The sequence below is a fragment of the Chlorobium sp. N1 genome (assembly GCF_004332115.1).
Lineage (GTDB): Bacteria > Bacteroidota > Chlorobiia > Chlorobiales > Chlorobiaceae > Chlorobium.
Map to the genome: position 1 here is coordinate 30,037 of NZ_SJPA01000003.1, position 19,008 is coordinate 49,044.

The following is a 19,008-nucleotide window of genomic DNA, read 5'->3' on the forward strand; positions in this document are numbered from 1 at the left end:
ATGGTGCACGAGATCCTTTCCTACGAGTTCATGCGCAATGCGCTGCTTGCGGCCCTGCTCTCGAGCGTGGCCTGCGGTATCATCGGCAGTTACGTGGTGGTCCGCCGAATCGGCTTCATCAGCGGCGGCATCGCCCATACGGCCTTCGGCGGCATCGGGCTCGGGTACTGGCTCGGGGTGAACCCGCTTCTCGGCGTCATTCCCGTCAGCCTGCTGGCGGCGCTCGGCATCGGGCTGCTCGGCAAGAAGGCGAAGGTGTCGGAAGACACCGCCATCGGGACCTTCTGGGCGGCGGGCATGGCTGTCGGCGTGATTTTCATCGGCCTGACGCCGGGCTATGCTCCCAACCTCTTCAGCTACCTGTTCGGCAACATTCTCACCGTCCCCTCCTTCGACCTCTGGATGATCTTCCTGCTCGACGCGGTGATCGTCGCCACGGCCTTCCTGTTCCAGAAGGAGCTTCTGGCAATCTCCTTCGACGAGGAGTACGCCAGCGTTTCGGGGGTTCCCTCGACGGCGTTCTACCTCCTCCTGCTCTCTTTGATCGCGCTGACGGTGGTGGTGATGGTGAGGGTGGTGGGAATCGTGATGGTAATCGCGCTCCTGACGGTGCCGGCCGCCATCGCAAGGAGGTTCAGCCGGAGCCTTCCGGCCATGATGGCGCTGGCAACCGTCCTTTCGCTCCTCTTCAGCGTCATAGGGCTCTGGCTCTCCTACCTGTTCAACCTCGCCTCCGGAGCCACCATCATTCTCGTCGCCGCCGCCGCATTCCTCCTCGTGCAGCTCGCGGGTTTTACCCGGGGGTCTGCCGCGGAACGATAAGGACCGGGCAGGTTGCCTTCCTGACGACCCCTTCAGAAACGCTTCCAACCAGCAGGTGGAAGAGCGCCCCGTGGCCGTGCGATCCGACGATGATCATGCCGGCTCCTATGCGCTGCGCTTCGCCGACGATGCGCTCGACCTCATCGCCGTCCACGCCGAGCGCCGTGGCCCGGATGCCGCTTTGGCGGAGGGCTTCTGCCATGGCTTCGATCCGATCCTTTCCCGAGCCGTCGGTGCCGTCGGGCAGGGCCTCTCCGCCTGCCGGCAGCGGGATGAGCTCGGTTTCGGGGTAGAGGTCGAAGGCACTCGATACCGGCGGCCGGACGTGCAGGAGGACGGCTTCTGCGGAAAGCCCCCTGGCGAGCCGCTCCGTTTCGCGGAGGACGGGCTCCGTCAGTTCCGAAAAGTCGATGGCGGCGAGCAGTTTCATTGGCGGCGGTTCTTTCTTTCGGAAAACGCCTGCTGCGCAACAGAGCGTTCCCCGGGGGTGTTGATGTTCTGCATGAAGAGGGCGTCCGGGGCCTCGAGCTCCTCGATGGGAACGTTGGAGAGGAAGTCGCTGAGCCCGTTGAGCCCCTCTGCGTGGCGGAGCAGGAGCGGGGTTCCGGACTTCGGTTCGTAGCAGGCCGGAAGCGGCTCGAAGCGGCCCGACCGGGGGCTGCGCCAGGCCGTGGCGAAGCGGAGCGGGTTGCGGCCGGCGGCGAGTCGCCCCAGGGTGTCGCAATCGAGGAAGGGGAGGTCGCAGGCCAGGACCAGGAACGCCCTTCCCGGCAGCGCGCGCTGTGCGGAGAGCAGTCCGCCCATCGGCCCCATGTCGAGGTAACTGTCGGTGATGATCGGCATGCCGGAGGCCGCGTACTCTTCCGCCTGCTCGCTCCTGCAGGAGATGCAGACCTCCCGGCAGAACGGGGCGAGCAGCTCCCGGGCGTACTCCAGCTGGTTCTTGCCGTGGTAGTCCAAAAGCGCCTTGTCGCAGCCCATCCGGGAGCTTCTGCCGCCGGCGAGCACGAGGCCTGCGAGCGGTGCGGCGCGTCCGAGCAGGTGGCGTTCGACGAAATCCGCCACGGCCCTGGTGTCGTCGCGGTGAAGGACGGGAACACCCTCGAGGAAGGGGGTGCGGTAGGAGGACGGATCGTCGGGGACTGCAAGCGCCAGGACCTCGCCGACCGAGCCTTCCTCGATCAGCCGGAGGATCTTCCTCCCGGAGTCGACGAGGACGATTTTGGGGATGGGGAGCTCCTTGAGCCCTTCGACGATGAGCATGTCGCAGCTCCGGAAGGCGAAGCGCTCGAACTCCATCGGTTCGGGAGGGGCGTGGGAAATGGCGGCCTTTTTGTCGGGTCCCGACACCATGACGGTGGCGGCGCCCGCCCTGGCCGCCAGATCGGAGTCCTTTCCTTCGCGGTCTATGTCGAAGCGGTGGCAGCCGTGCTTGTAGTAGCCCACCCTGTGGCGGGCCGCAAGATCGCGCACCACTGCGGTGGCCAGGGTGGTCTTGCCCGAGCCGGAGTAGCCGCAGAAGGCAAGTTCAGAGGGGTGGAAGAGCATGCCGGCCTCTGCTCCGGAGGAGCTGCTCAGGCTTTCGGCTGGCGCTGTTCCCGGGCCATCATCACCAGGGCGGCGACCACGCCGGGAACCCAGCCGAACACGGTGAGCAGGCCGGTGAGCATGATGGTGCCCGCTTCCTTGTTCATGACGGCTGCAGGGGGGAGGACGAAAGCGAGAATGAGTCGTTTGGTGTCCATATGGCGCTCCGTGGCGGTTGGGTTGATCGTTGTAGGGCTATGTGCTGATAATATATGAAGCGGGGGCCTCCAATGCAAAATCGCCCACGGACCGGGCGCTGCTTGCATATTGAACTGAAAATGGTAAATTAGACTCCCTTCAGCATGGTTCCTGCTCTCGTCAGGCATGCGATCACACTCTGAACATAAATTGCAATCAACTTGGTGAACACACTTCATCCCAGCGTCCTGCCGGATGATTTCGACGAGGTTGTCGACGAGCCGAATTTCAACAATCCCAATACCTCGCCACACCCGCCCAGCCCTTACGCAGACCTCGAAAAGAAGTACCGCAAGAACCGTTTCAACAAAAGCAGGAACCGTGCCTCGTCATCTGCCTCCGGCATCGGCGGACAGGCCGGCAGCGCCGCCTCCAGCGGCACCGGCGGCAACCGACAGCAGAAGCGGAAGTCGAAAAAGAAGTCGTCGCAGAACTCTTCGCGTCCTGCCTCCAAACGTCGCAACGCATCGTCTAAAAAGCAGTAACGCCCTTTCATCCCCTCGCCCGACGCCCCTTTGCAGGCGGCTCCATTCTCATGGAACCGTTTGAACTCTCCACGGAAGATGCGTAGCTTATAGTTGCAGGCCGCGAGTATGCCTGCATCCTGTACTACACCAAAAAATGCCATCGTCATGCTGCTCATCAACCGTTTCATCAAGCTCATCGAAAACCATGCCGAAACCCTTTCGGCCAAATGGGTCGATGCCGTCCGCAAGAGCCCGCTGACGGCCGGGTATGCCAAGCTTTCCAAAGCGGAGCTGCACGATATCGTCTACGGTCGTTTCCGCAAGCTCGGCGAGTGGGTGGAGAAGAAGGACGGCCTTGACCGCCAGATCGCCGAGCACTTCCTCCAGGTCGGAGCGGAGCGGGCGGAGACCGGCATCAAGGTCAGCGAAATGGCCTACTCCCTGATGCTGGAGCGCGACCTCATCTGGCGCTACATTCTCGAAGAGGGCATCATCACCGAGGGAATCGATCTCAACCGCGCCATCGAGTTCTCGCACCGGCTGAACCATTTCTACGAGAAGGCGGTCTATTTCGCGCTGGTCGGTCATGAGAACCACGGCGTTCCGGCACCCCGGACGCAGGAGGAGGGCTTTTTCGAGAGCACCTTCGAAGGGTTCCGCCACTGGCTCATGGTTGAGTAGTCTCCCCCCGTCGTGCCGTCCCTTTCCGCGGGGCCCCTGGCCCCGCAGACCCCTTCCCGCCCTTTTGAGATACAGGCGCACCGCGGCGCCCGCTCCCTTTTTGCAGAGAACACCATTCCGGCGTTTACGGCTGCCGCCGACCTCGGCGTGCGGGTCGTCGAGCTCGACCTCACGGTGTCGGCCGACATGCAGGCCTTCGTCGCCCACGATCCCTGGATCGAGCTTCAGGGAGGGCGCCGCCGCCCCATCTACGCCATGCACTCGCAGGAGGTCGTGCGTTTCGACTGCGGCGCGCCGGATCCCCGTTTTCCGGGCCAGCAGCGCGTCCGCTCCTCCCGTCCCCTGCTCTCCGAGGTGTTCCGTTCGGTCGATAGGCATCTTGAGGCTTCCCGGGAGCCCATGACCTACAATCTCGAACTCAAGTCCTGGCCCTCGAGGGACAATCTCTTCCATCCACCCCCGGCCGTGTTCGTCCGTCTGGTGCTCGAAGCGGCGCGCCGGGTCGGCGTGCTCCGCCGGATCCGCATCCAGTCGTTCGATTTGCGGGTGGTCCGCGAGGCCTGGCGTCAGATGCCGGAGGTTCCCTGCGGCCTGCTCGTCGAGCGGTCCGACGCCATCCGTCCCTCCCTGCGCCGGCTCGGCTTCCGCCCGGCATGGGTGAACCCCCGCCACCCGCTCCTCACCGCGGAGCTGGTCCGCCATCTCCACGCTCTCGGCATCAGAACGGCCGCATGGACCGTCAACGACCCCCGGGAGATGCTCCGGCTCTCCGGGATGGGGGTCGACGCGATCATCACCGATCATCCCGAACGGGCGCTGGCCTTTGCATCTGAGGGAGGCAATCGCTATCTATAATGCAGCCAAGACCTCTTCGGGAGGCCCAACCAATCCATTGTGACCCCTATGGCATTCACCCATCTTGACGGCGACGGAAACGTCGCCATGGTCGACGTTTCCTCGAAACCCGGTACCCTGCGCACTGCACGGGCCGGGGGCCGGATATCCCTCCATCCTGACACCGTCCGGATGATCCGGGGTGATGGGATGCCGAAAGGCAACGTGCTGACCGCGGCCAAGATCGCCGGCATCCAGGCGGCCAAGCAGGCATCCTCGCTCATTCCGCTCTGCCACCAGCTGAACCTCTCCTGGATCGACCTCTCCTTCGAAATCGAGCCGGACGGCGTCAGGATCGAGTCGACGGCCCGTACGAAGGAGTCGACCGGCGTGGAGATGGAGGCCTTGACGGCCGTCTCTGTTGCGGCCCTTACCATCTACGATATGTGCAAGGCCGTCGACAAGGAGATGGAGATCGGCGGTGTGCGGCTGCTCTCGAAGAGCGGCGGGAAGGAGAGCGCTTCCGGTTTTCGGCCGAAAAGCGCTGTCATCGTGCTCTCGGACTCCGTTTCGGCCGGAAAGGCCGTCGACCGGTCGGGCGCCATCCTTCGCGACGGGCTGCTCGCCGCCGGGTGCGAGGTCGGCGACGTCCGGGTGGTTCCTGACGAGCCCTCGGAGCTCGAGAGGGTTCTCGATGCGCTCCTGGCCGAGGGGGTGGAGCTTGTCCTCACCTCCGGCGGAACCGGGCTCGGGCCCCGCGACATTACCGTCGATACCCTTCTCCCGAAGTTTTCGCGCCGTCTTCAGGGCGTCGAGCAGGCGCTCCAGGGGTGGGGACAGACCAAGACGCGCAGGGCCATGCTCTCCCGGCTCGCCGCCGGCGTGATCGGTCACAGCGTCGTCGTCTGCCTCCCTGGCAGCGCCGGGGCCGCCGCCGATGCGCTCGAGGTGATCGTGCCGCCGCTCTTCCACGCCTTCGCAATGCTGAACGGGGAGGGCCACTGATGCTGACCAGCGTACCCGATGCCCGACGCATCGTCATGGAGTCCCTTCCCGCACCCGTCGTCGAAGAGTGCCCGCTCGGAGAGCTGCAGGGCAGGGTGCTCGCCGCCCCCGTGTCGGCTCCCTTTCCCATGCCCCGGTTCACCAACGCCGCGATGGACGGCTTCGCCTTCCGGATGGCCGGTGCCGGGGAGGCCTCTTTCGACGACCCCCTCCGCCTGCCCGTCAGTCTCCGGATACCCGCCGGCAGCAGCGCAGCCGGGAGTCTTGCCGAGGGGCATGCCGCCGAGATCATGACCGGCGCCCCGATGCCCGAGGGGGCCGATACGGTCGTGCCGTTCGAGAACACCAGCGGGTTCGGGCGGGATGAGGTGGAGATCTACCGCCTCCCGAAACCGGGCGCCAACGTCCGCCACCGCGGTGAGGAGCTGGCCGGGGGGGAAGAGGTGCTGGCTGCGGGGCGGAGGATCACGCCTGCCGAGATCGCCGTCATGGCCTCCTTCGGCATGGAGTCGGCATCGGTCTGGCGCAGGCCTTCCGTCGCCCTCGTCGTGGTCGGCGACGAACTGCAGCGTCCGGGCGGAGAGCTCGGACAGGCGGCCATCTACGATTCAAACAGCCATATGCTCCGCGCCGCATGCTGTTCGGCGGGCATCGAGCCTGTCGCGACGGAGTACGCCACCGACGATCCCGATGCCGTCCGGGAGGCGCTTCGCCGGGCCCTCGATGCGGCCGACGTACTCGTTACTTCGGGGGGTATCTCGACGGGGGAGTTCGATTTCGTGCAGGAGGAGCTCGGGAAGCTCGGCGTGGAGAAAAAATTCTGGACGGTGTCGCAGAAACCGGGCAAGCCCTTCTATTTCGGCTGCACTGCGGACGGGAAGGCGGTCTTCGCCCTGCCCGGCAACCCGGTCTCGTCGCTGATCTGTTTCACGGAGTACTGCGTGCCGGCCCTTCTCTCCCTGCAGGGGCTCGGAAGGCCCAGGAAGATGCAGGCCGCGCTCGAGACTCCCTTTCCTTCCGACCGGAAGCGCTACCGGTTCCTGCCGGGCGTGCTGCGCGAGGAGGGCGGGAGGCTGTACTGCCGCACCTCCCCGCTCATCGAGTCGCACATGGCGACCTCGCTCGTCGGCGCCAACTGCATCATCGAGTCCCCGGCGGCAGAGGCTCCGGTCCCGGCAGGGGAGCTCATCACCTGCTCGCTGCTTCCCTGGTCCCGCCTTCCCCTCTGAGCGGGGACGGGGTCAGCGGCCGAGTTCCCTCGATCGGCTTTCGGCCGCGGCGACGGCCTGCATGAGGATATCGCGGATCCCGAGTTCGTCCATCACCTTCAGTCCCGCCTCGGTGGTTCCTCCCGGGGTGGTGACCTCCCGCTTCAGCTCCTCGGGGGTTCTGGTTCCCTCAAGCACCATCGTTGCCGCTCCGAGCATGGTCTGGGCGCCGAGGAGGAGCGCCTCCTTCCCGGAAAGGCCGCATCGCACGCCTCCTTCGGCCAGCGCGGCGAGGATGTTGAACATGTAGGCGGGGCCGCTGCCCGAGAGCGCGGTCGCGGCGTCCATCTGCGACTCCTCGAGCACCGCGACCCGCCCGATGGCGCTGAAGAGCCTTTCGGCTATTCGGATATCCTCCCCGGTGGCCATCGCTCCTTTGCAGATGGCCGTCATGCCCTTGCCGACGAACGCCGGCGTGTTCGGCATGAGGCGTACCACCCTCGTCTCCGGAAGGGCGTTTTTCCTGATGAACTCCGATGAGATACCGGCCGCCACGCTCAGGAGCAGATGTTCGGGCGTGAGCGAGGCCCGCAGCCCGGTGACGACCTCTTCGATCTGGTAGGGCTTGACGGCCAGGATGATGACTGTCGCTTTCGAGGCCAGCTCCTCCACGGAGGCAGAGGGGGTGACGGGGTGCTCGGCGGCGACGGCCTCCACGGCCTTCGGCTCCCGGTCGTAGCCGTAGATGAGGATCTCTTCGTCCCGGCCGAGGCCGGCGATGATGGCCCGGGCGATCCGGCCCGTTCCTATGAATCCGATGCGGATGGGTTCCATGGTGCTTGCAGTCTGGAGGTTGATGGGGCCCGCCCGGCTAGCCGTACCGGAGCTTGAGCAGGAGGATGGTCATGAGCAGGATGAGGGAGAATGCGTTGGCGGCGATCATCGGCGGGTCCTGGCGGGCCAGGCCGTAAAGGAGCCAGAGGATGACGCCGATGTTCATCGCAATGGCCCAGATCAGGCTGATGTCGCGGGTATGGCGGGTCGAGAGGATCTTCAGCGCCTGCGGAAGCAGGGACAGCGTGGTGATGATGCCGGCCATGTAGCCGAGGTATTCGGAGTGGTTCATGCCGCCCTTTTCCTATAGCGTGTTGTTGCGGGGCCGTTTTCCGGCGCCCCCGGAAAGATACGTCCCGCCGTTTGTTTTCCCCATAAAAAAGAGAGGGCGGGATGATGATTCCCGCCCTTTCTCAGCGATGTGGAGCCGAACCGGGCTTACTTGCCCTGCTGCACCATATAGGCGACGGCGTCGCCGACCTGCTGGTTGGTGAGCTTCGCGTTGCCGCCTTTGGCCGGCATGGTGTTGAAGCCTGCGATGGACTTTGCGACCATCTTGTCGAGGCCCTGGCCCATGCGGGCGGTCCAGTCGGCCTTGACGCCGATTTTCGGTGCGCTCATCATGCCGGTGTTGTGGCACATGCCGCAGCTTGCGTCGTAGACGGCTTTGCCGGCGGCGGGGTTGTATGCGGCACGGGCGTCGACGGTGAACGATGCTGCGATTGCCACGCATGCGGCTGCGGTGAGGAAACGAGACATGGCGGTTTCTCCCTTGAATATGATGGTTGTTACGGTACTGTGTTTTACTGTATGAGCATATGTTGAACGGCTCAATCTGGTCAGTTTAGCATTTCGGCGCGTTCCTTCCAAACGGATTTGCCCTCCGACAGGCAAAAAAAGAGCCGCCCGGTCGGGGCGGCTCCAGTCTGACGGGACAGGTGGCCGTAAGAAGGCTTCTTACTTCACGGTGTCGGCCATCCATGCGACGGCGTTGGCGATCTCCTCGTCGGTGAGGCTCGGGTTGCCGCCTTTGGCAGGCATGCCGGCGAACCCTTCGATCGATTTCTGGGTCATGACGTCCACGCCCTGTGCGACGCGTGCTTCCCATGCCGCCTTGTCGCCGGGTTTGGGGGCGCCCATCATGCCCGAGTCGTGGCACATCGCGCAGTTGGCGGCATAGACCTCCTTGCCTGCGGCGAGCTTGGGATCCGCCGGGGTTTCGTCGGCTGCGGGAGCGGTCGCCTCGGCTGCGCTCTCTTCGCCGGGGAACTCGAGCTTGGCCGGGGGTTTCTCAAGGCCGCATCCGCCGAGGAAAAACAGGCCGAGGGTCAGGAAAGGAAGGAATTTTTTCATGGTCTTCTCCGTGTGCTGGTTTGATGTTGTGGCTTCCGGCCGGGGTTTTTGGCGCGCCGGGAGCGCCGTAAAATCGCAAAGGTACAGTTTATAAATTATTCGCCGGACGGCAAAATGGTTTTTTCCCTGAACTCTTCGGCCTGGCGGAAGAGGTCGTGGCGCGAGAGGCCGTAGAGGTGCGTGTAGAAGAGGTTGAAGATGCCGACGGCGGTCTTTGCCGATGGCGCGGCAAGGGCGCGCTTCAGCGATGCCGGCACGGTGAAGATGGCGGAGGTGAGCGCGGCGTAGCTTTCGATGAACCGGTCGAGGGGGATCTGTTTGGGTCGGTAGAGCATCTCCTGGCCGAAGGTATAGCGGAACGCCGACGGGTCGTCGGGATCGAAGAGCAGCCGGCCCTCCCGTCTGAGGCGCTCGAAGAGACGCGTTCCGGGGGTCGGCCGGAGGATGTTCACGCCGGGAACGTCGAGCCCGGTCCGGTCGATGAAGTCGAGGATGGCCGGGGGGGTGTCGAGCGTGTCGCCGTCGAGCCCGTAGATGAAGCTGCCGTAGAGGCTGATGCCGGCGTTGCGGATGTTCCGGATCGAGCCGATGAGTTCGTCGCTGCGGCTCTGGTTCTTGCTGTGTGCCCGTCTGCTTTCCGGCTCCACGCTTTCGATGCCGACGAGGAGGGCGCGGCATCCCGAGCGGGCGAAGGTCTCGAGCAGGCGCGGCTGCATGCCGAGGGTCGTGGTGGCCTGTCCGAACCAGGTGATGCCGAGCGGCGTGATGCGCCGGAACAGCGCTTCGGCGTAGCCGGGGTCGGCGTTCAGGGAGTCGTCGACGAAGAAGAAGATCCTCCGGTCGTGGAGCCGGAATCGCTCGACTTCCCGGACAACGTCTTCGATAGGCCGCTGGCGGAGGCGGTGGCCGTTGAGGACGTGCACGTTGCAGAAATCGCAGTTGTGCGGGCAGCCCCGGCCGGTCTGGATGAGGTTGGTGGTGAAGTAGCGGCCTGGATCGAACAGCTCCTTATGGACCGGACGCGGAATCGAGAGGTCGGGGAGTTCCTGCTGTACGTACTCTTTCCGCAGGGTGCCGTTCCGCAGGTCGGTGAGTACTTCCCGCCAGAGGTCGTCGGCCTCTCCCCGGACGATGAGGTCCGCGTGCCGGGCCGAGGCTTCGGGGAACATGGTGACGTGCGGCCCTCCGAGCGCCACCCGGGTGCCGCCGCTGCGGAGCCGGTCGGCCAGTTCGTAGGCTTCCGATGCGGTGCCGGTCTGCACGCTGATGCCGACGAGATCCCAGCGGGTGTCGCCGGGGAACGGCTCGAAGCGGAGGTCGCAGACGCTCTGGCTTACTCCCTCGACCCTGATGGAGCTGAGGATCATGAGCGAGAGCGGGGGGATGGCGAAGGGGCTTTTCCGGATCAGGCGGCGCAGCGGGCGGTCGAACCAGCGGGAGGGGGCACTTCCTCCCGCATCCGCGTGGATGGAGCGGGCCCCGTCCACGCCGCTTCGGGTAGGCAGGAAGACGAGCAGGGTCTTTTTCGGCGTTCCCATGGAGGCTGAGGTGTTCGGGACGTGTCGCCCGAGGGAGGGTTCAGCTGCCGAGGAAGGCCTGCTGGACGGCTGTGACGCCGGAGCCGGCAGGGAAGTTGTAGCCGATCTCCCTGAGCGCCCGCTCCAGGGCTCCGATGATGGTGAGCATGTCGAGCTCGTCGTAGTAGCCGAGGTGGGAGATGCGGAAGATCTTTCCCTTGTAGTCGTCCTGGCCGGCTGCCACGGTGATGCCGTTGCTGTATTTGAGCGCGTTGTTGAAGGCGTTCCACTCCACCCCTTCCGGCAGCCATACCGGCGTGACGGCGAACGAGGGGGAGCTGCTGAAGAGCTCCATGCCGAGCGCGGTGCAGCCGGCCCTGCAGGCGGCGGCAAGGCTTTCGTGGCGGGCCCATACGTTCTCGATTCCCTCCTCCCGGATCATCGTGAGGGCTTCGTCGAGGCCGATGATGAGCGATACGGCCGGGGTGAAGGGGGTGTCGTCGCCGGCGTGGGACTTGAGCGCCTTCTGCAGGCTCAGGTAGAAGTTCTGCGAGGTGCGGCCCGGGGCGTTGATGATGTCCTGCGCCCGTTCCGACACGGCGACGAGGGCCAGACCCGGAGGCATCATGAGCCCTTTCTGCGAACCGGTGATGCAGACGTCGACGCCCCAGTCGTCGAAGCGGAACTCATGGGCGCCGATGGCGGTGATGCCGTCGACGAGCACGAGGGCGTCGGACTCCTCGCGGACGACCGCCGCGAGGGCCTGGATGTCGGAGGCGGTGCCGGTGGAGGTTTCCGAGTGGGTGAGGCAGACGCCTCTGGTATCGGGATGCTCACGGAGGAGCTCCTTCAGACGCTCGGGGGTGACGGCCCGGCCCCACGGCACGCTCTCTTCGATACAGTCGCCCGTATAGAGCCTGACGAGCTCGCCCCACCGTTCGCCGAATTTGCCGGCGTTGACGCTGATGACCTTTTCGCCTTTCCCGAAGAGGCTCGAGATGGCGGCCTCCATGCCGCCCGTGCCCGAACAGCTGAGCACCACGACCGGCTGGGTCGTCTGGAAGAGGTAGCGGAGGTTTTCATGGACCCGCTGGAGGATCTCCATGAACTCCGGGTTCCGATGGTGGATGATCGGGGCGGCCATGCTGAGCATGACGTTTTCGGGAACCGGTGTGGGGCCGGGGGTGAAGAGTCTTTTTTTCATGTATCGGGCCTTGATTGAGAGGCTTATGGACGCATTTCTTCGGGGCTGCCATTCGGCCGTCGAGCCGGATGTAAGGGCTTGCTGACCTTAAATATACGCAATTCTATGACGCTTGAAAGTGCTGGAAAAACGGATCGGTTTTCCCGAAGGTCCGGGACTGGGTTCTTTCAGGAGCCGGGCCGGTTTGGTGCCCGGACGTCGTTGTCCTCTGTGGCCCGTTTTCCCCGGAAAAGAAAAACCTCCGGTTTCCGGAGGCTTTTCTTCTTGCCTGGATTTTCCGGGCCGGTATCAGTTTTTCGCCCTGTCCATCATGGCGGTGAACTCGTCGAAGAGGTAGTGGGAATCATGCGGTCCCGGCGCGGCTTCCGGATGGTACTGCACCGAGAAGCAGGGGAGCTCCGAGTGGCGGATTCCCTCGACGGTCTGGTCGTAGAGGTTGAGGTGGGTCATCTCGACCGTGTCGGGAAGCGAGTCCATGCTGACGGCGAACCCGTGGTTCTGCGAGGTGATCTCAATGCGTTTCGACTGCATGTTCTTCACCGGATGGTTGCTGCCGTGGTGGCCGAACTTGAGCTTGTAGGTCGTGGCACCGAGCGCAAGCGAGAGGAGCTGGTGGCCGAGGCAGATGCCGAAGATCGGCAGGGGCCGGCTGGTGCGGCTGTACTCGGCAAGCTCGCGGATGGTCCGAATGGCGTACTCCACAGCGGCCGGGTCGCCGGGTCCGTTGGAGAGGAAGACGCCGTCGGGGTTGAGCGCCAGTACCTCTTCGGTCGTCGCTTTGGCCCTCAGTACCGTTACCCGGCAGCCGGCGTTCTGGAGCAGGCGCAGGATGTTGGTCTTGATGCCGTAGTCGAAGGCGGCCACGTGGTAGCGGGCCCCGGGGGTCTCAAGCGTGTAGTTTTTCTCGGTGGTGACGGTTCCGGCCAGGTCCTGCCCGCTCATCTCCGGGATGCTGAGCGCCTTCGCCTTCAGGCTCGCCTCGTCCTGGTCGACGGTCGAGATGACGCCGCGCATGGCGCCCATCTGGCGGATCTCCCGGACGAGCTTGCGGGTGTCGATTCCGGCAAGGCCCATGACACCTGCGTTCTTCAGCGCATCGTCGAGGCTGCCGGAAGCTTCATGGTTGCTGTAGATGTTGGATGCCTCACGGACGATGAAGGCACTCGCCCAGATCTTCGAGGACTCGTTGTCGTTGGGCGTGATGCCGTAGTTGCCGATGAGGGGGTAGGTCATGACGACCATCTGGCCGGCATAGGAGGGGTCGGTGAGGATCTCCTGATACCCGGTATGCGAGGTGTTGAAGACCACTTCGCCCGCCGCTTCGCCGATGTGGCCGAACGCGGTCCCCCGGTAGACGGACCCGTTCTCCAGTACCAATGTTGCTGGTGTTCGCTGCATGTGCCTCTTATTCTCCGGTCGTGAGTTTATCGCCAGATTCCTGCCTGTCGACGCTGGCCACCGCCGAGCGGTCGAACTTGATCTTCGTGTTGTCGGCCACCTGCACGAGCACGGTCTTCTTTTCCGTGTCGATGCCGGCAACGGTTCCGTGCATGCCGCCGATGGTGACGACGCGGTCGCCGCGCTTCAGGCTCTCGAGCACTTTTTCGCGATCCTTCTGCTTCTTCTGCTGCGGGCGGATCATGAAGAAGTAGAAGACGATGAAGATGAGGACCAGGGGGACGAGCTGGACGATGGGGTTGGGTGCCGCGCCTCCGGTCGTCGGGGGAGCGAAAAGGAGCATGGTCTGTATGAGGTCGTGCATGGGTGTCTGGGGTATCTATGGATGGTTAAAAGGGCGTACTCCTCGGTACCGTATTTATATGGTCTGAAATGTAATGCATTTGGTGAACTATTTCAATCACGGATTCGTCTCCTCCGTGCGGAAAGCGGCGAAGGGCGCCCGGTCGTAGCGGCACTCGGGCCGGAGCCCCCGGGATATCTTCAGTGCGGCGAGCGTGGCGATCATGGCGGCGTTGTCGGTGGAGTAGGCTGTGCTCGGGATGAAGAGCCGCAGGCCCTCCCTCCGGCAGGCTTCCTGCATGGCGCGCCGGAGCGCGGAGTTGGCGCTGACCCCTCCGGCGACGGCGACCGAGCGCGCGTTGTGGCTTTTTGCCGCCCCGACCGCCTTCTCGACCAGCACGCCGACGATGGCGTCCTGGATGGATGCGGCGATGTCCGCGCGGTGGCGCCCGATGAAGGCTTCGTCGTGCTGGCCGAGCCAGGTTCGCACCGAGGTCTTCAGCCCGGAGAAGCTGAAGTCGAAGTTGCCGCGGTAGCTTTTGCTCGTCTGCGACTGGCGGGTGAGCGCCCTCGGGAAGCGGTGGAACGACGGGTCGCCCTCCCTGGCGAGCCGGTCGATCGCCGGGCCTGCCGGGTAGGGGAGTCCGAGCATCTTGCCAGTCTTGTCGAAGGCTTCGCCGGCCGCGTCGTCGAGCGTGCGGCCGATGATCCGGTAGGAGAGGTCTTCCTGGACGAGAGCGAGGAGGGTGTGGCCTCCCGAGACCGTGAGCGAGACGAAGGGCCCCTCGGGGGTTCCCTCTTCCGCTCCTTCGTCGATGAACGGGGAGAACATGTGAGCCTCGACGTGGTTGACCGGCACGAACGGCACTTCGAGCGCCCAGGCCGTCGCCTGCGCGAACGAGAGGCCGACCATCACGGCGCCGATGAGCCCGGGACCCGCCGTGGCGGCTATGACATCGATCTCCTTTTTTGTTATATTTGCTTCGGTGAGGGCAGCCTCGGTGATCCTGACGATCAGCCGCTCGTGCTCCCTCGAGGCCAGTTCGGGAACGACACCGCCGAACCCCGTGTGGCAGAGCTGCGAGCTGACGGCGTTGGAACGCACTTCGCCGTCCACGAGGACGGCCGCGGAGGTTTCGTCGCAGCTGGTTTCCAGGCCGAGAATGATCATATGAAGAACTGATTGGTTTCAAGTCGTATGCGGAAAGCTAACAAACCGACCGGCAATAGCAATGCCAAACGCCCGATGAAGGCGGGCTGCCTGAACGTCCTCCTGATCCTGGCCGGAGCGGACCTGATACTCCTGCTCGCTCCCCAGATCGGCATTCTCAACGCCATCTACTACATTCCCGGCGTCTACACCTGGCCGGCGCTCCTGCTCGGCATCGCCCTGCTGCTCCTCGGCTTCCGCCACCTCTACCGGCCGCGATGACTGCCCGCCGACGAAAAATGTTACCTTTCTTCCATACGGAACGTTTTCCCCTACAGACCCTAAACCCAGAATGCCATGGAACAGCAAGCGAGCGCAAAGAAAATCCTTGATCCGATCGAACGGGCCAAACTCGGCGTGAAGGTGTTCAATATGCCGTACAGCGAGGCCGAGCGTGTGATCGACGAGTATGTCGCCAAAGGCGATTACGACAAGGCGAGTGTTGACTTCTTCAAGGACCAGGTCGCAACCCAGAGCCACATCGTCGAGAAAGGTTCCGAACTGCTTGCTACCGGCAGCGAAATCCTCCGGGTCGTGGCCGGCGCGGTGGTCAAGAACTGGCCGAAGCCCCAGGCCGGGGATGGCGGCCCGAAAGCCTGAGCCTCCGCTGATGCCGTTCCAGCCGCTGGGCCCTTCCGGGGTTCCGCGGCTTTTTTTTTGCCCGGTCGGCGGGGATGGGTTGCAGTGATAACTTTTTTTGCTTGTACATTGTTATACAAGGGTGAAGCTTACCGAACAACAAACCCGAACGAGCCATGCAGTTTGATCCGAACCGTTTCACCATCAAGGCCCAGGAGGCCCTTCAGGCGGCAGCCGCGTCGGCTTCCAGCCGCCAGCACCAGCAGGTAGAGCCGGAACACCTGCTCCTTGCCATGCTTGAGGATCGGCAGGGCATCGCCTCGCAGATATCGCAGAAGCTCGAGGTCCCGGTCGACAATCTTTCCGCGGCGCTCGACCGGGAGCTCGAACGCGCCCCCAAGGTCACCGGCGCGTCGGCATCCGGGCAGTACATGTCGCAGAATCTCGGCAAGGTTTTCGACGCCGCCCTGAAAGAGGCCGAGAAGCTGAAGGACGAGTACATCAGCTCAGAGCACCTCTTCATCGCCATGAGCCAGACCGGCGGAACGGTCTCCCGCCTCCTCGGGGATGCCGGCGTGACGCCTGAGGCCATCCTCAAGGTGCTGGCCTCCATCCGCGGCAGCCAGCGCGTCACGAGCCAGAGTGCCGAGGAGACCTACAATTCGCTGAAGAAGTATTCGAGAAACCTCAACGACCAGGCGCGCAAAGGCAAGCTCGATCCGGTCATCGGCCGCGACGACGAGATCCGCAGGGTGCTGCAGATCCTCAGCCGCCGCACCAAGAACAACCCCGTGCTCATCGGCGAACCGGGCGTGGGCAAGACGGCCATCGTCGAGGGTATCGCCCAGCGCATCGTGGCCGGCGACGTGCCCGAGAACCTCAAGAGCAAGCAGATCGCCGCGCTCGACATCGCCCAGCTGGTCGCCGGCGCGAAGTTCCGCGGCGAGTTCGAGGACCGCCTGAAGGCGGTTGTGCGCGAGGTGCAGTCCTCCGACGGGGAGGTCATCCTCTTCATCGACGAGATCCACCTGCTCGTCGGCGCCGGATCGGCCGAGGGGTCGATGGACGCGGCCAATATCCTCAAGCCGGCCCTGGCGCGCGGCGAGCTCCGCTGCATCGGCGCCACGACGCTCGACGAGTACCGCAAGCACATCGAGAAGGATGCCGCCCTCGAACGGCGGTTCCAGACGGTGGTCGTCGACCAGCCGAGCGTCGAGGATACGGTCTCGATCCTGCGCGGGTTGAAGGAGAAGTACGAGATCCATCACGGCGTGCGCATCAAGGACGCCGCCATCGTTGCGGCTGCCGAGCTCTCGAACCGCTACATCTCAGACCGCTTTCTTCCCGACAAGGCCATCGACCTCATCGACGAGGCCTCCTCGCGGCTCCGGCTCGAGATCGACAGCAGTCCGGAGGAGCTCGACCGGCTCAACCGGGAGGTCAGCCGGCTCGAAATCGAGCGGGAGGCTCTCAAGCGTGAGCTCGAGGCGGGCGGCGGCCGTTAATATGTTGCGGGGAAATCGTATATTATGGGCTGTATCGTTATTGTATGTTTGATGCTGTTTGGTTTTATTGCAACACAAAAAAATCGACCGACATGATGAAAATGATGAAGGCCGCCATGCTCGCCCTGTTCCTGCTCGGAACGGTTGCCGGCGCGGCCCGTGCAGGATGGGATCCCGATGAGGCCGACAAGGGGCGCGACGCCGTCGCCTACCTGAAAAAGCACGACCCGTCGCTGGACCGCTTTTTCGCCAAGGCTTACGGCTATGTGGTTTTCCCTGACGTCTACAAGGGCGGACTCTTTCTTTTCGGCGGCGGCCACGGCCGCGGCTATGTCTACGAGGGCGGAAGCCTGGTCGGCCGCTCGACCATCACCCAGATCAACGTCGGCCCCCAGTTCGGCGGCCAGTCGTTCACCGAGGTGATCTTCTTCAAGGACCGCAAGGCCCTCGACGACTTCAAGCAGGGCAACTTCGAGATCAGTGCGCAGATGACGGCGGTCGTGGTGACCTCCGGAATTGCGACGAATGCGGACTACTCCGACGGCGTTGCACTCTTCGTGCTTCCGAAGGCGGGCGTCATGGCCGATGCCACCGTCGGCGGCCAGAAGTTCTCCTACGAGCCGATCAGGCACTCTCCGGCCGCGGTTCCCGAACCCGCCCGCCAGGACGTCTCCCCGCTCCAGCCCTATCCCGGAGCATCGACGACCTCCGAGGCCAAGCCCTACGAGGAACCCCGACCCTACAACGACACGCCCTTCGAGCGGGCCGACCAGGGGGCGATCCAGTATTAACAATAGCGGGCATCAGAAGTCCCGAACGATCAGCGTACCATGAAGTATGAATTAGTCGTGGGCCTCGAGGTCCACTGTCAGCTCAATACGGCAAGCAAGGCCTTCTGCGGTTGTTCCGCACAGTTCGGCAAGCCGGCCAACAGCAACGTCTGCCCGGTGTGCCTCGCCCTTCCCGGCGCCCTGCCGGTGCTCAACCGCCGGGTGGTGGACGATGCCGTCAAGCTCGGCCTTGCGACCGGCTGCTCGATCGCTCCCCATTCGGTGATGGCCCGCAAGAACTACTTCTACCCCGACCTTCCGAAGGGGTACCAGATCTCGCAGTTCGAGGAGCCCATCTGCACCGAGGGGCATCTCACGGTCGACGCCGGAGAGGGCGAGAAGCTCATCCGCCTGATCAGGATCCACATCGAGGAGGATGCCGGCAAGTCGATCCACGACATCGGGGACGACACCTACATCGACGTCAACCGTTGCGGCGTGCCGCTGCTTGAGATTGTCAGCTACCCCGACATCCGCACTCCGAAGGAGGCCTCCACCTACCTGCAGAAGCTGCGCCAGATCGTCAAGTATCTCGGCATCTCCGACGGCAACATGGAGGAGGGGAGCCTGCGCTGCGACGCCAACGTCTCCCTCCGCCCCGTGGGGGACGACGAGTACGGCACCCGTACCGAGATCAAGAACATGAACTCCTTCAAGAACGTCGAGAAGGCGATCGAGTATGAGGCCGAGCGCCACCGCCGGATCCTCGAATCGGGCGGCACGATCGTGCAGGAGACCAGGCTCTGGGACGCCGACAAGGGTGAGACCCGCTCGATGCGCGGCAAGGAGTTCGCCCACGACTATCGCTATTTCCCCGACCCGGACCTGGTTCCGGTGCTCGTCGATGATGAGATGCTCCTGCGCATCCGCCTCGAGCTTCCCGAGCTCCCCGAGAACCGTGCGGCCCGATTCGTCGAGGAGTACGGCATTCCCGCATACGACGCCGCCGTACTCACCGTCGAACGTGAGACGGCCGACTATTTCGAGGGGGTCGTGGCGGCCGCGGCGGATGCGAAAGCCGCCTCGAACTGGGTGATGGGCGAGGTGATGCGGACCCTGAAGGAGAAGTTCCTCGACATCGCCGATTTCCCGGTCTCCCCTGAGCGCCTCGGTGGCCTCATCAGGATGATCGGCACCGGCGCCATCAGCAACACCATCGCCAAGCAGGTTTTCGAGCTCATGCAGCAGTCGGAGGATACGGCGGAGGCGATCGTCGAGAAGGAGGGGCTTGCCCAGGTGTCGGATACCGGCGAGATCGAGCGGGCGGTCGACGAGATCCTCGCCGCCAACCCATCCCAGCTGGAGGGTTACCGCGCGGGCAAGGTGAAGCTGTTCGGGTTTTTCGTGGGCCAGTGCATGGCCCGCATGAAGGGAAAGGCGAACCCGAAAGTGGTCAACGAGGTCCTGCAGAAGAAGCTGCAGGGCTGAGCGGAT

At 64.1% G+C, this 19,008-nt stretch carries 23 protein-coding genes; 11 read left to right on the forward strand and 12 right to left on the reverse strand.

The window, feature by feature from the left end:
• The gene (locus tag E0L29_RS05435) at nt 1-822 is read left to right on the forward strand and encodes a metal ABC transporter permease (RefSeq protein WP_131355925.1); all 822 of its coding nucleotides are present in this window, start codon (nt 1-3) and stop codon (nt 820-822) included.
• Here the strand turns inward: E0L29_RS05435 and E0L29_RS05440 are convergent.
• From E0L29_RS05440 to E0L29_RS05450, 3 genes are read right to left on the reverse strand one after another with little or no spacing between them, the layout of a single operon-like run.
• Nucleotides 794-1,252: a universal stress protein gene (locus E0L29_RS05440; RefSeq protein ID WP_131355928.1), complete on the reverse strand. Its 459-nt coding sequence runs from the start codon at nt 1,250-1,252 to the stop codon at nt 794-796. The two genes, E0L29_RS05435 and E0L29_RS05440, sit on opposite strands and share 29 nt — an antisense overlap.
• Nucleotides 1,249-2,370 (reverse strand): bifunctional molybdenum cofactor guanylyltransferase MobA/molybdopterin-guanine dinucleotide biosynthesis adaptor protein MobB, encoded by a 1,122-nt coding sequence (mobAB, locus tag E0L29_RS05445; RefSeq protein ID WP_131355931.1) that lies wholly within the window; start codon nt 2,368-2,370, stop codon nt 1,249-1,251. The genes E0L29_RS05440 and mobAB overlap by 4 nt, the downstream gene beginning before the upstream one ends.
• Before the next feature lie 26 nt (nt 2,371-2,396).
• The gene (locus E0L29_RS05450) at nt 2,397-2,567 is read right to left on the reverse strand and encodes a YqaE/Pmp3 family membrane protein (RefSeq protein ID WP_131355934.1); all 171 of its coding nucleotides are present in this window, start codon (nt 2,565-2,567) and stop codon (nt 2,397-2,399) included.
• Between the two features lie 201 nt (nt 2,568-2,768).
• On the opposite strand from E0L29_RS05450, the gene E0L29_RS05455 reads away from it, so the two are divergent.
• The 5 genes from E0L29_RS05455 to glp all read left to right on the forward strand — a co-directional run bounded on the left by E0L29_RS05455 (nt 2,769) and on the right by glp (nt 6,823).
• Nucleotides 2,769-3,092 carry a hypothetical protein gene (locus tag E0L29_RS05455; protein ID WP_131355937.1) on the forward strand — a complete coding sequence of 108 codons (324 nt, stop codon included), beginning with the start codon at nt 2,769-2,771 and terminating at the stop codon, nt 3,090-3,092.
• Between the two features lie 147 nt (nt 3,093-3,239).
• Nucleotides 3,240-3,755, forward strand: a complete 516-nt coding sequence (locus E0L29_RS05460) for an RsbRD N-terminal domain-containing protein (protein WP_131355940.1) — start codon at nt 3,240-3,242, stop codon at nt 3,753-3,755.
• Between the two features lie 12 nt (nt 3,756-3,767).
• Nucleotides 3,768-4,610 (forward strand): glycerophosphodiester phosphodiesterase family protein, encoded by an 843-nt coding sequence (locus E0L29_RS05465; protein WP_131355943.1) that lies wholly within the window; start codon nt 3,768-3,770, stop codon nt 4,608-4,610.
• A gap of 48 nt (nt 4,611-4,658) precedes the next feature.
• Nucleotides 4,659-5,594, forward strand: a complete 936-nt coding sequence (gene moaCB / locus E0L29_RS05470; protein WP_131355945.1) for a bifunctional molybdenum cofactor biosynthesis protein MoaC/MoaB — start codon at nt 4,659-4,661, stop codon at nt 5,592-5,594.
• Nucleotides 5,594-6,823 carry a gephyrin-like molybdotransferase Glp gene (glp, locus tag E0L29_RS05475; protein WP_131355948.1) on the forward strand — a complete coding sequence of 410 codons (1,230 nt, stop codon included), beginning with the start codon at nt 5,594-5,596 and terminating at the stop codon, nt 6,821-6,823. Before moaCB ends, glp begins: the two co-directional genes overlap by 1 nt.
• A gap of 12 nt (nt 6,824-6,835) precedes the next feature.
• Here glp and proC read toward each other — a convergent pair whose 3' ends face one another.
• The 9 genes from proC to tsaD form a co-directional block, all read right to left on the reverse strand.
• A complete protein-coding gene (proC, locus tag E0L29_RS05480; protein ID WP_131355950.1) occupies nt 6,836-7,636 on the reverse strand; it encodes a pyrroline-5-carboxylate reductase in 801 nt (266 codons plus the stop codon).
• A 37-nt stretch (nt 7,637-7,673) separates the two neighbouring features.
• On the reverse strand, nt 7,674-7,928 hold the full coding sequence (locus E0L29_RS05485; protein WP_131355953.1) for a SemiSWEET transporter: 255 nt from the start codon (nt 7,926-7,928) through the stop codon (nt 7,674-7,676).
• A gap of 146 nt (nt 7,929-8,074) precedes the next feature.
• A complete protein-coding gene (locus tag E0L29_RS05490; protein ID WP_131355956.1) occupies nt 8,075-8,395 on the reverse strand; it encodes a c-type cytochrome in 321 nt (106 codons plus the stop codon).
• A 198-nt stretch (nt 8,396-8,593) separates the two neighbouring features.
• Nucleotides 8,594-8,989: a c-type cytochrome gene (locus tag E0L29_RS05495; protein WP_131355958.1), complete on the reverse strand. Its 396-nt coding sequence runs from the start codon at nt 8,987-8,989 to the stop codon at nt 8,594-8,596.
• Between the two features lie 95 nt (nt 8,990-9,084).
• Complete coding sequence (locus E0L29_RS05500; RefSeq protein WP_131355961.1) at nt 9,085-10,527, reverse strand: radical SAM protein; 1,443 nt, start codon at nt 10,525-10,527, stop codon at nt 9,085-9,087.
• Between the two features lie 40 nt (nt 10,528-10,567).
• A complete protein-coding gene (locus E0L29_RS05505) occupies nt 10,568-11,710 on the reverse strand; it encodes an alanine--glyoxylate aminotransferase family protein (RefSeq protein WP_131355964.1) in 1,143 nt (380 codons plus the stop codon).
• Nucleotides 11,711-11,998: 288 nt separating this feature from the next.
• Nucleotides 11,999-13,108: a glutamine-hydrolyzing carbamoyl-phosphate synthase small subunit gene (carA, locus tag E0L29_RS05510; RefSeq protein ID WP_131355967.1), complete on the reverse strand. Its 1,110-nt coding sequence runs from the start codon at nt 13,106-13,108 to the stop codon at nt 11,999-12,001.
• Between the two features lie 7 nt (nt 13,109-13,115).
• Nucleotides 13,116-13,472: a preprotein translocase subunit YajC gene (gene yajC / locus E0L29_RS05515; RefSeq protein ID WP_131355970.1), complete on the reverse strand. Its 357-nt coding sequence runs from the start codon at nt 13,470-13,472 to the stop codon at nt 13,116-13,118.
• A gap of 96 nt (nt 13,473-13,568) precedes the next feature.
• Nucleotides 13,569-14,621 carry a tRNA (adenosine(37)-N6)-threonylcarbamoyltransferase complex transferase subunit TsaD gene (tsaD, locus tag E0L29_RS05520; protein WP_131355973.1) on the reverse strand — a complete coding sequence of 351 codons (1,053 nt, stop codon included), beginning with the start codon at nt 14,619-14,621 and terminating at the stop codon, nt 13,569-13,571.
• A 27-nt stretch (nt 14,622-14,648) separates the two neighbouring features.
• On the opposite strand from tsaD, the gene E0L29_RS05525 reads away from it, so the two are divergent.
• From E0L29_RS05525 to gatB, 5 genes are all read left to right on the forward strand, one after another.
• On the forward strand, nt 14,649-14,882 hold the full coding sequence (locus tag E0L29_RS05525; protein ID WP_131355977.1) for a hypothetical protein: 234 nt from the start codon (nt 14,649-14,651) through the stop codon (nt 14,880-14,882).
• A gap of 75 nt (nt 14,883-14,957) precedes the next feature.
• Nucleotides 14,958-15,260, forward strand: a complete 303-nt coding sequence (locus tag E0L29_RS05530; RefSeq protein ID WP_131355980.1) for a hypothetical protein — start codon at nt 14,958-14,960, stop codon at nt 15,258-15,260.
• A gap of 155 nt (nt 15,261-15,415) precedes the next feature.
• The gene (locus E0L29_RS05535) at nt 15,416-16,744 is read left to right on the forward strand and encodes a Clp protease N-terminal domain-containing protein (protein WP_131355983.1); all 1,329 of its coding nucleotides are present in this window, start codon (nt 15,416-15,418) and stop codon (nt 16,742-16,744) included.
• Nucleotides 16,745-16,836: 92 nt separating this feature from the next.
• The gene (locus E0L29_RS05540) at nt 16,837-17,535 is read left to right on the forward strand and encodes a hypothetical protein (RefSeq protein WP_131355986.1); all 699 of its coding nucleotides are present in this window, start codon (nt 16,837-16,839) and stop codon (nt 17,533-17,535) included.
• A gap of 39 nt (nt 17,536-17,574) precedes the next feature.
• Nucleotides 17,575-19,002: an Asp-tRNA(Asn)/Glu-tRNA(Gln) amidotransferase subunit GatB gene (gene gatB / locus E0L29_RS05545; protein WP_131355989.1), complete on the forward strand. Its 1,428-nt coding sequence runs from the start codon at nt 17,575-17,577 to the stop codon at nt 19,000-19,002.
• Nucleotides 19,003-19,008: the final 6 nt, after the last annotated feature.

Coding starts and splice junctions, on each gene's coding strand:
- E0L29_RS05435 (WP_131355925.1), top strand. CDS start 1: ATGGTGCACGAGATCCTTTCCTACGAGTTCATGCGCAATGCGCTGCTT.
- E0L29_RS05440 (WP_131355928.1), bottom strand. CDS start 1,252: ATGAAACTGCTCGCCGCCATCGACTTTTCGGAACTGACGGAGCCCGTC.
- mobAB (WP_131355931.1), bottom strand. CDS start 2,370: ATGCTCTTCCACCCCTCTGAACTTGCCTTCTGCGGCTACTCCGGCTCG.
- E0L29_RS05450 (WP_131355934.1), bottom strand. CDS start 2,567: ATGGACACCAAACGACTCATTCTCGCTTTCGTCCTCCCCCCTGCAGCC.
- E0L29_RS05460 (WP_131355940.1), top strand. CDS start 3,240: ATGCTGCTCATCAACCGTTTCATCAAGCTCATCGAAAACCATGCCGAA.
- moaCB (WP_131355945.1), top strand. CDS start 4,659: ATGGCATTCACCCATCTTGACGGCGACGGAAACGTCGCCATGGTCGAC.
- glp (WP_131355948.1), top strand. CDS start 5,594: ATGCTGACCAGCGTACCCGATGCCCGACGCATCGTCATGGAGTCCCTT.
- proC (WP_131355950.1), bottom strand. CDS start 7,636: ATGGAACCCATCCGCATCGGATTCATAGGAACGGGCCGGATCGCCCGG.
- E0L29_RS05485 (WP_131355953.1), bottom strand. CDS start 7,928: ATGAACCACTCCGAATACCTCGGCTACATGGCCGGCATCATCACCACG.
- E0L29_RS05490 (WP_131355956.1), bottom strand. CDS start 8,395: ATGTCTCGTTTCCTCACCGCAGCCGCATGCGTGGCAATCGCAGCATCG.
- E0L29_RS05495 (WP_131355958.1), bottom strand. CDS start 8,989: ATGAAAAAATTCCTTCCTTTCCTGACCCTCGGCCTGTTTTTCCTCGGC.
- E0L29_RS05500 (WP_131355961.1), bottom strand. CDS start 10,527: ATGGGAACGCCGAAAAAGACCCTGCTCGTCTTCCTGCCTACCCGAAGC.
- E0L29_RS05505 (WP_131355964.1), bottom strand. CDS start 11,710: ATGAAAAAAAGACTCTTCACCCCCGGCCCCACACCGGTTCCCGAAAAC.
- carA (WP_131355967.1), bottom strand. CDS start 13,108: ATGCAGCGAACACCAGCAACATTGGTACTGGAGAACGGGTCCGTCTAC.
- yajC (WP_131355970.1), bottom strand. CDS start 13,472: ATGCACGACCTCATACAGACCATGCTCCTTTTCGCTCCCCCGACGACC.
- tsaD (WP_131355973.1), bottom strand. CDS start 14,621: ATGATCATTCTCGGCCTGGAAACCAGCTGCGACGAAACCTCCGCGGCC.
- E0L29_RS05525 (WP_131355977.1), top strand. CDS start 14,649: ATGCGGAAAGCTAACAAACCGACCGGCAATAGCAATGCCAAACGCCCG.
- E0L29_RS05530 (WP_131355980.1), top strand. CDS start 14,958: ATGGAACAGCAAGCGAGCGCAAAGAAAATCCTTGATCCGATCGAACGG.
- E0L29_RS05535 (WP_131355983.1), top strand. CDS start 15,416: ATGCAGTTTGATCCGAACCGTTTCACCATCAAGGCCCAGGAGGCCCTT.
- E0L29_RS05540 (WP_131355986.1), top strand. CDS start 16,837: ATGATGAAAATGATGAAGGCCGCCATGCTCGCCCTGTTCCTGCTCGGA.
- gatB (WP_131355989.1), top strand. CDS start 17,575: ATGAAGTATGAATTAGTCGTGGGCCTCGAGGTCCACTGTCAGCTCAAT.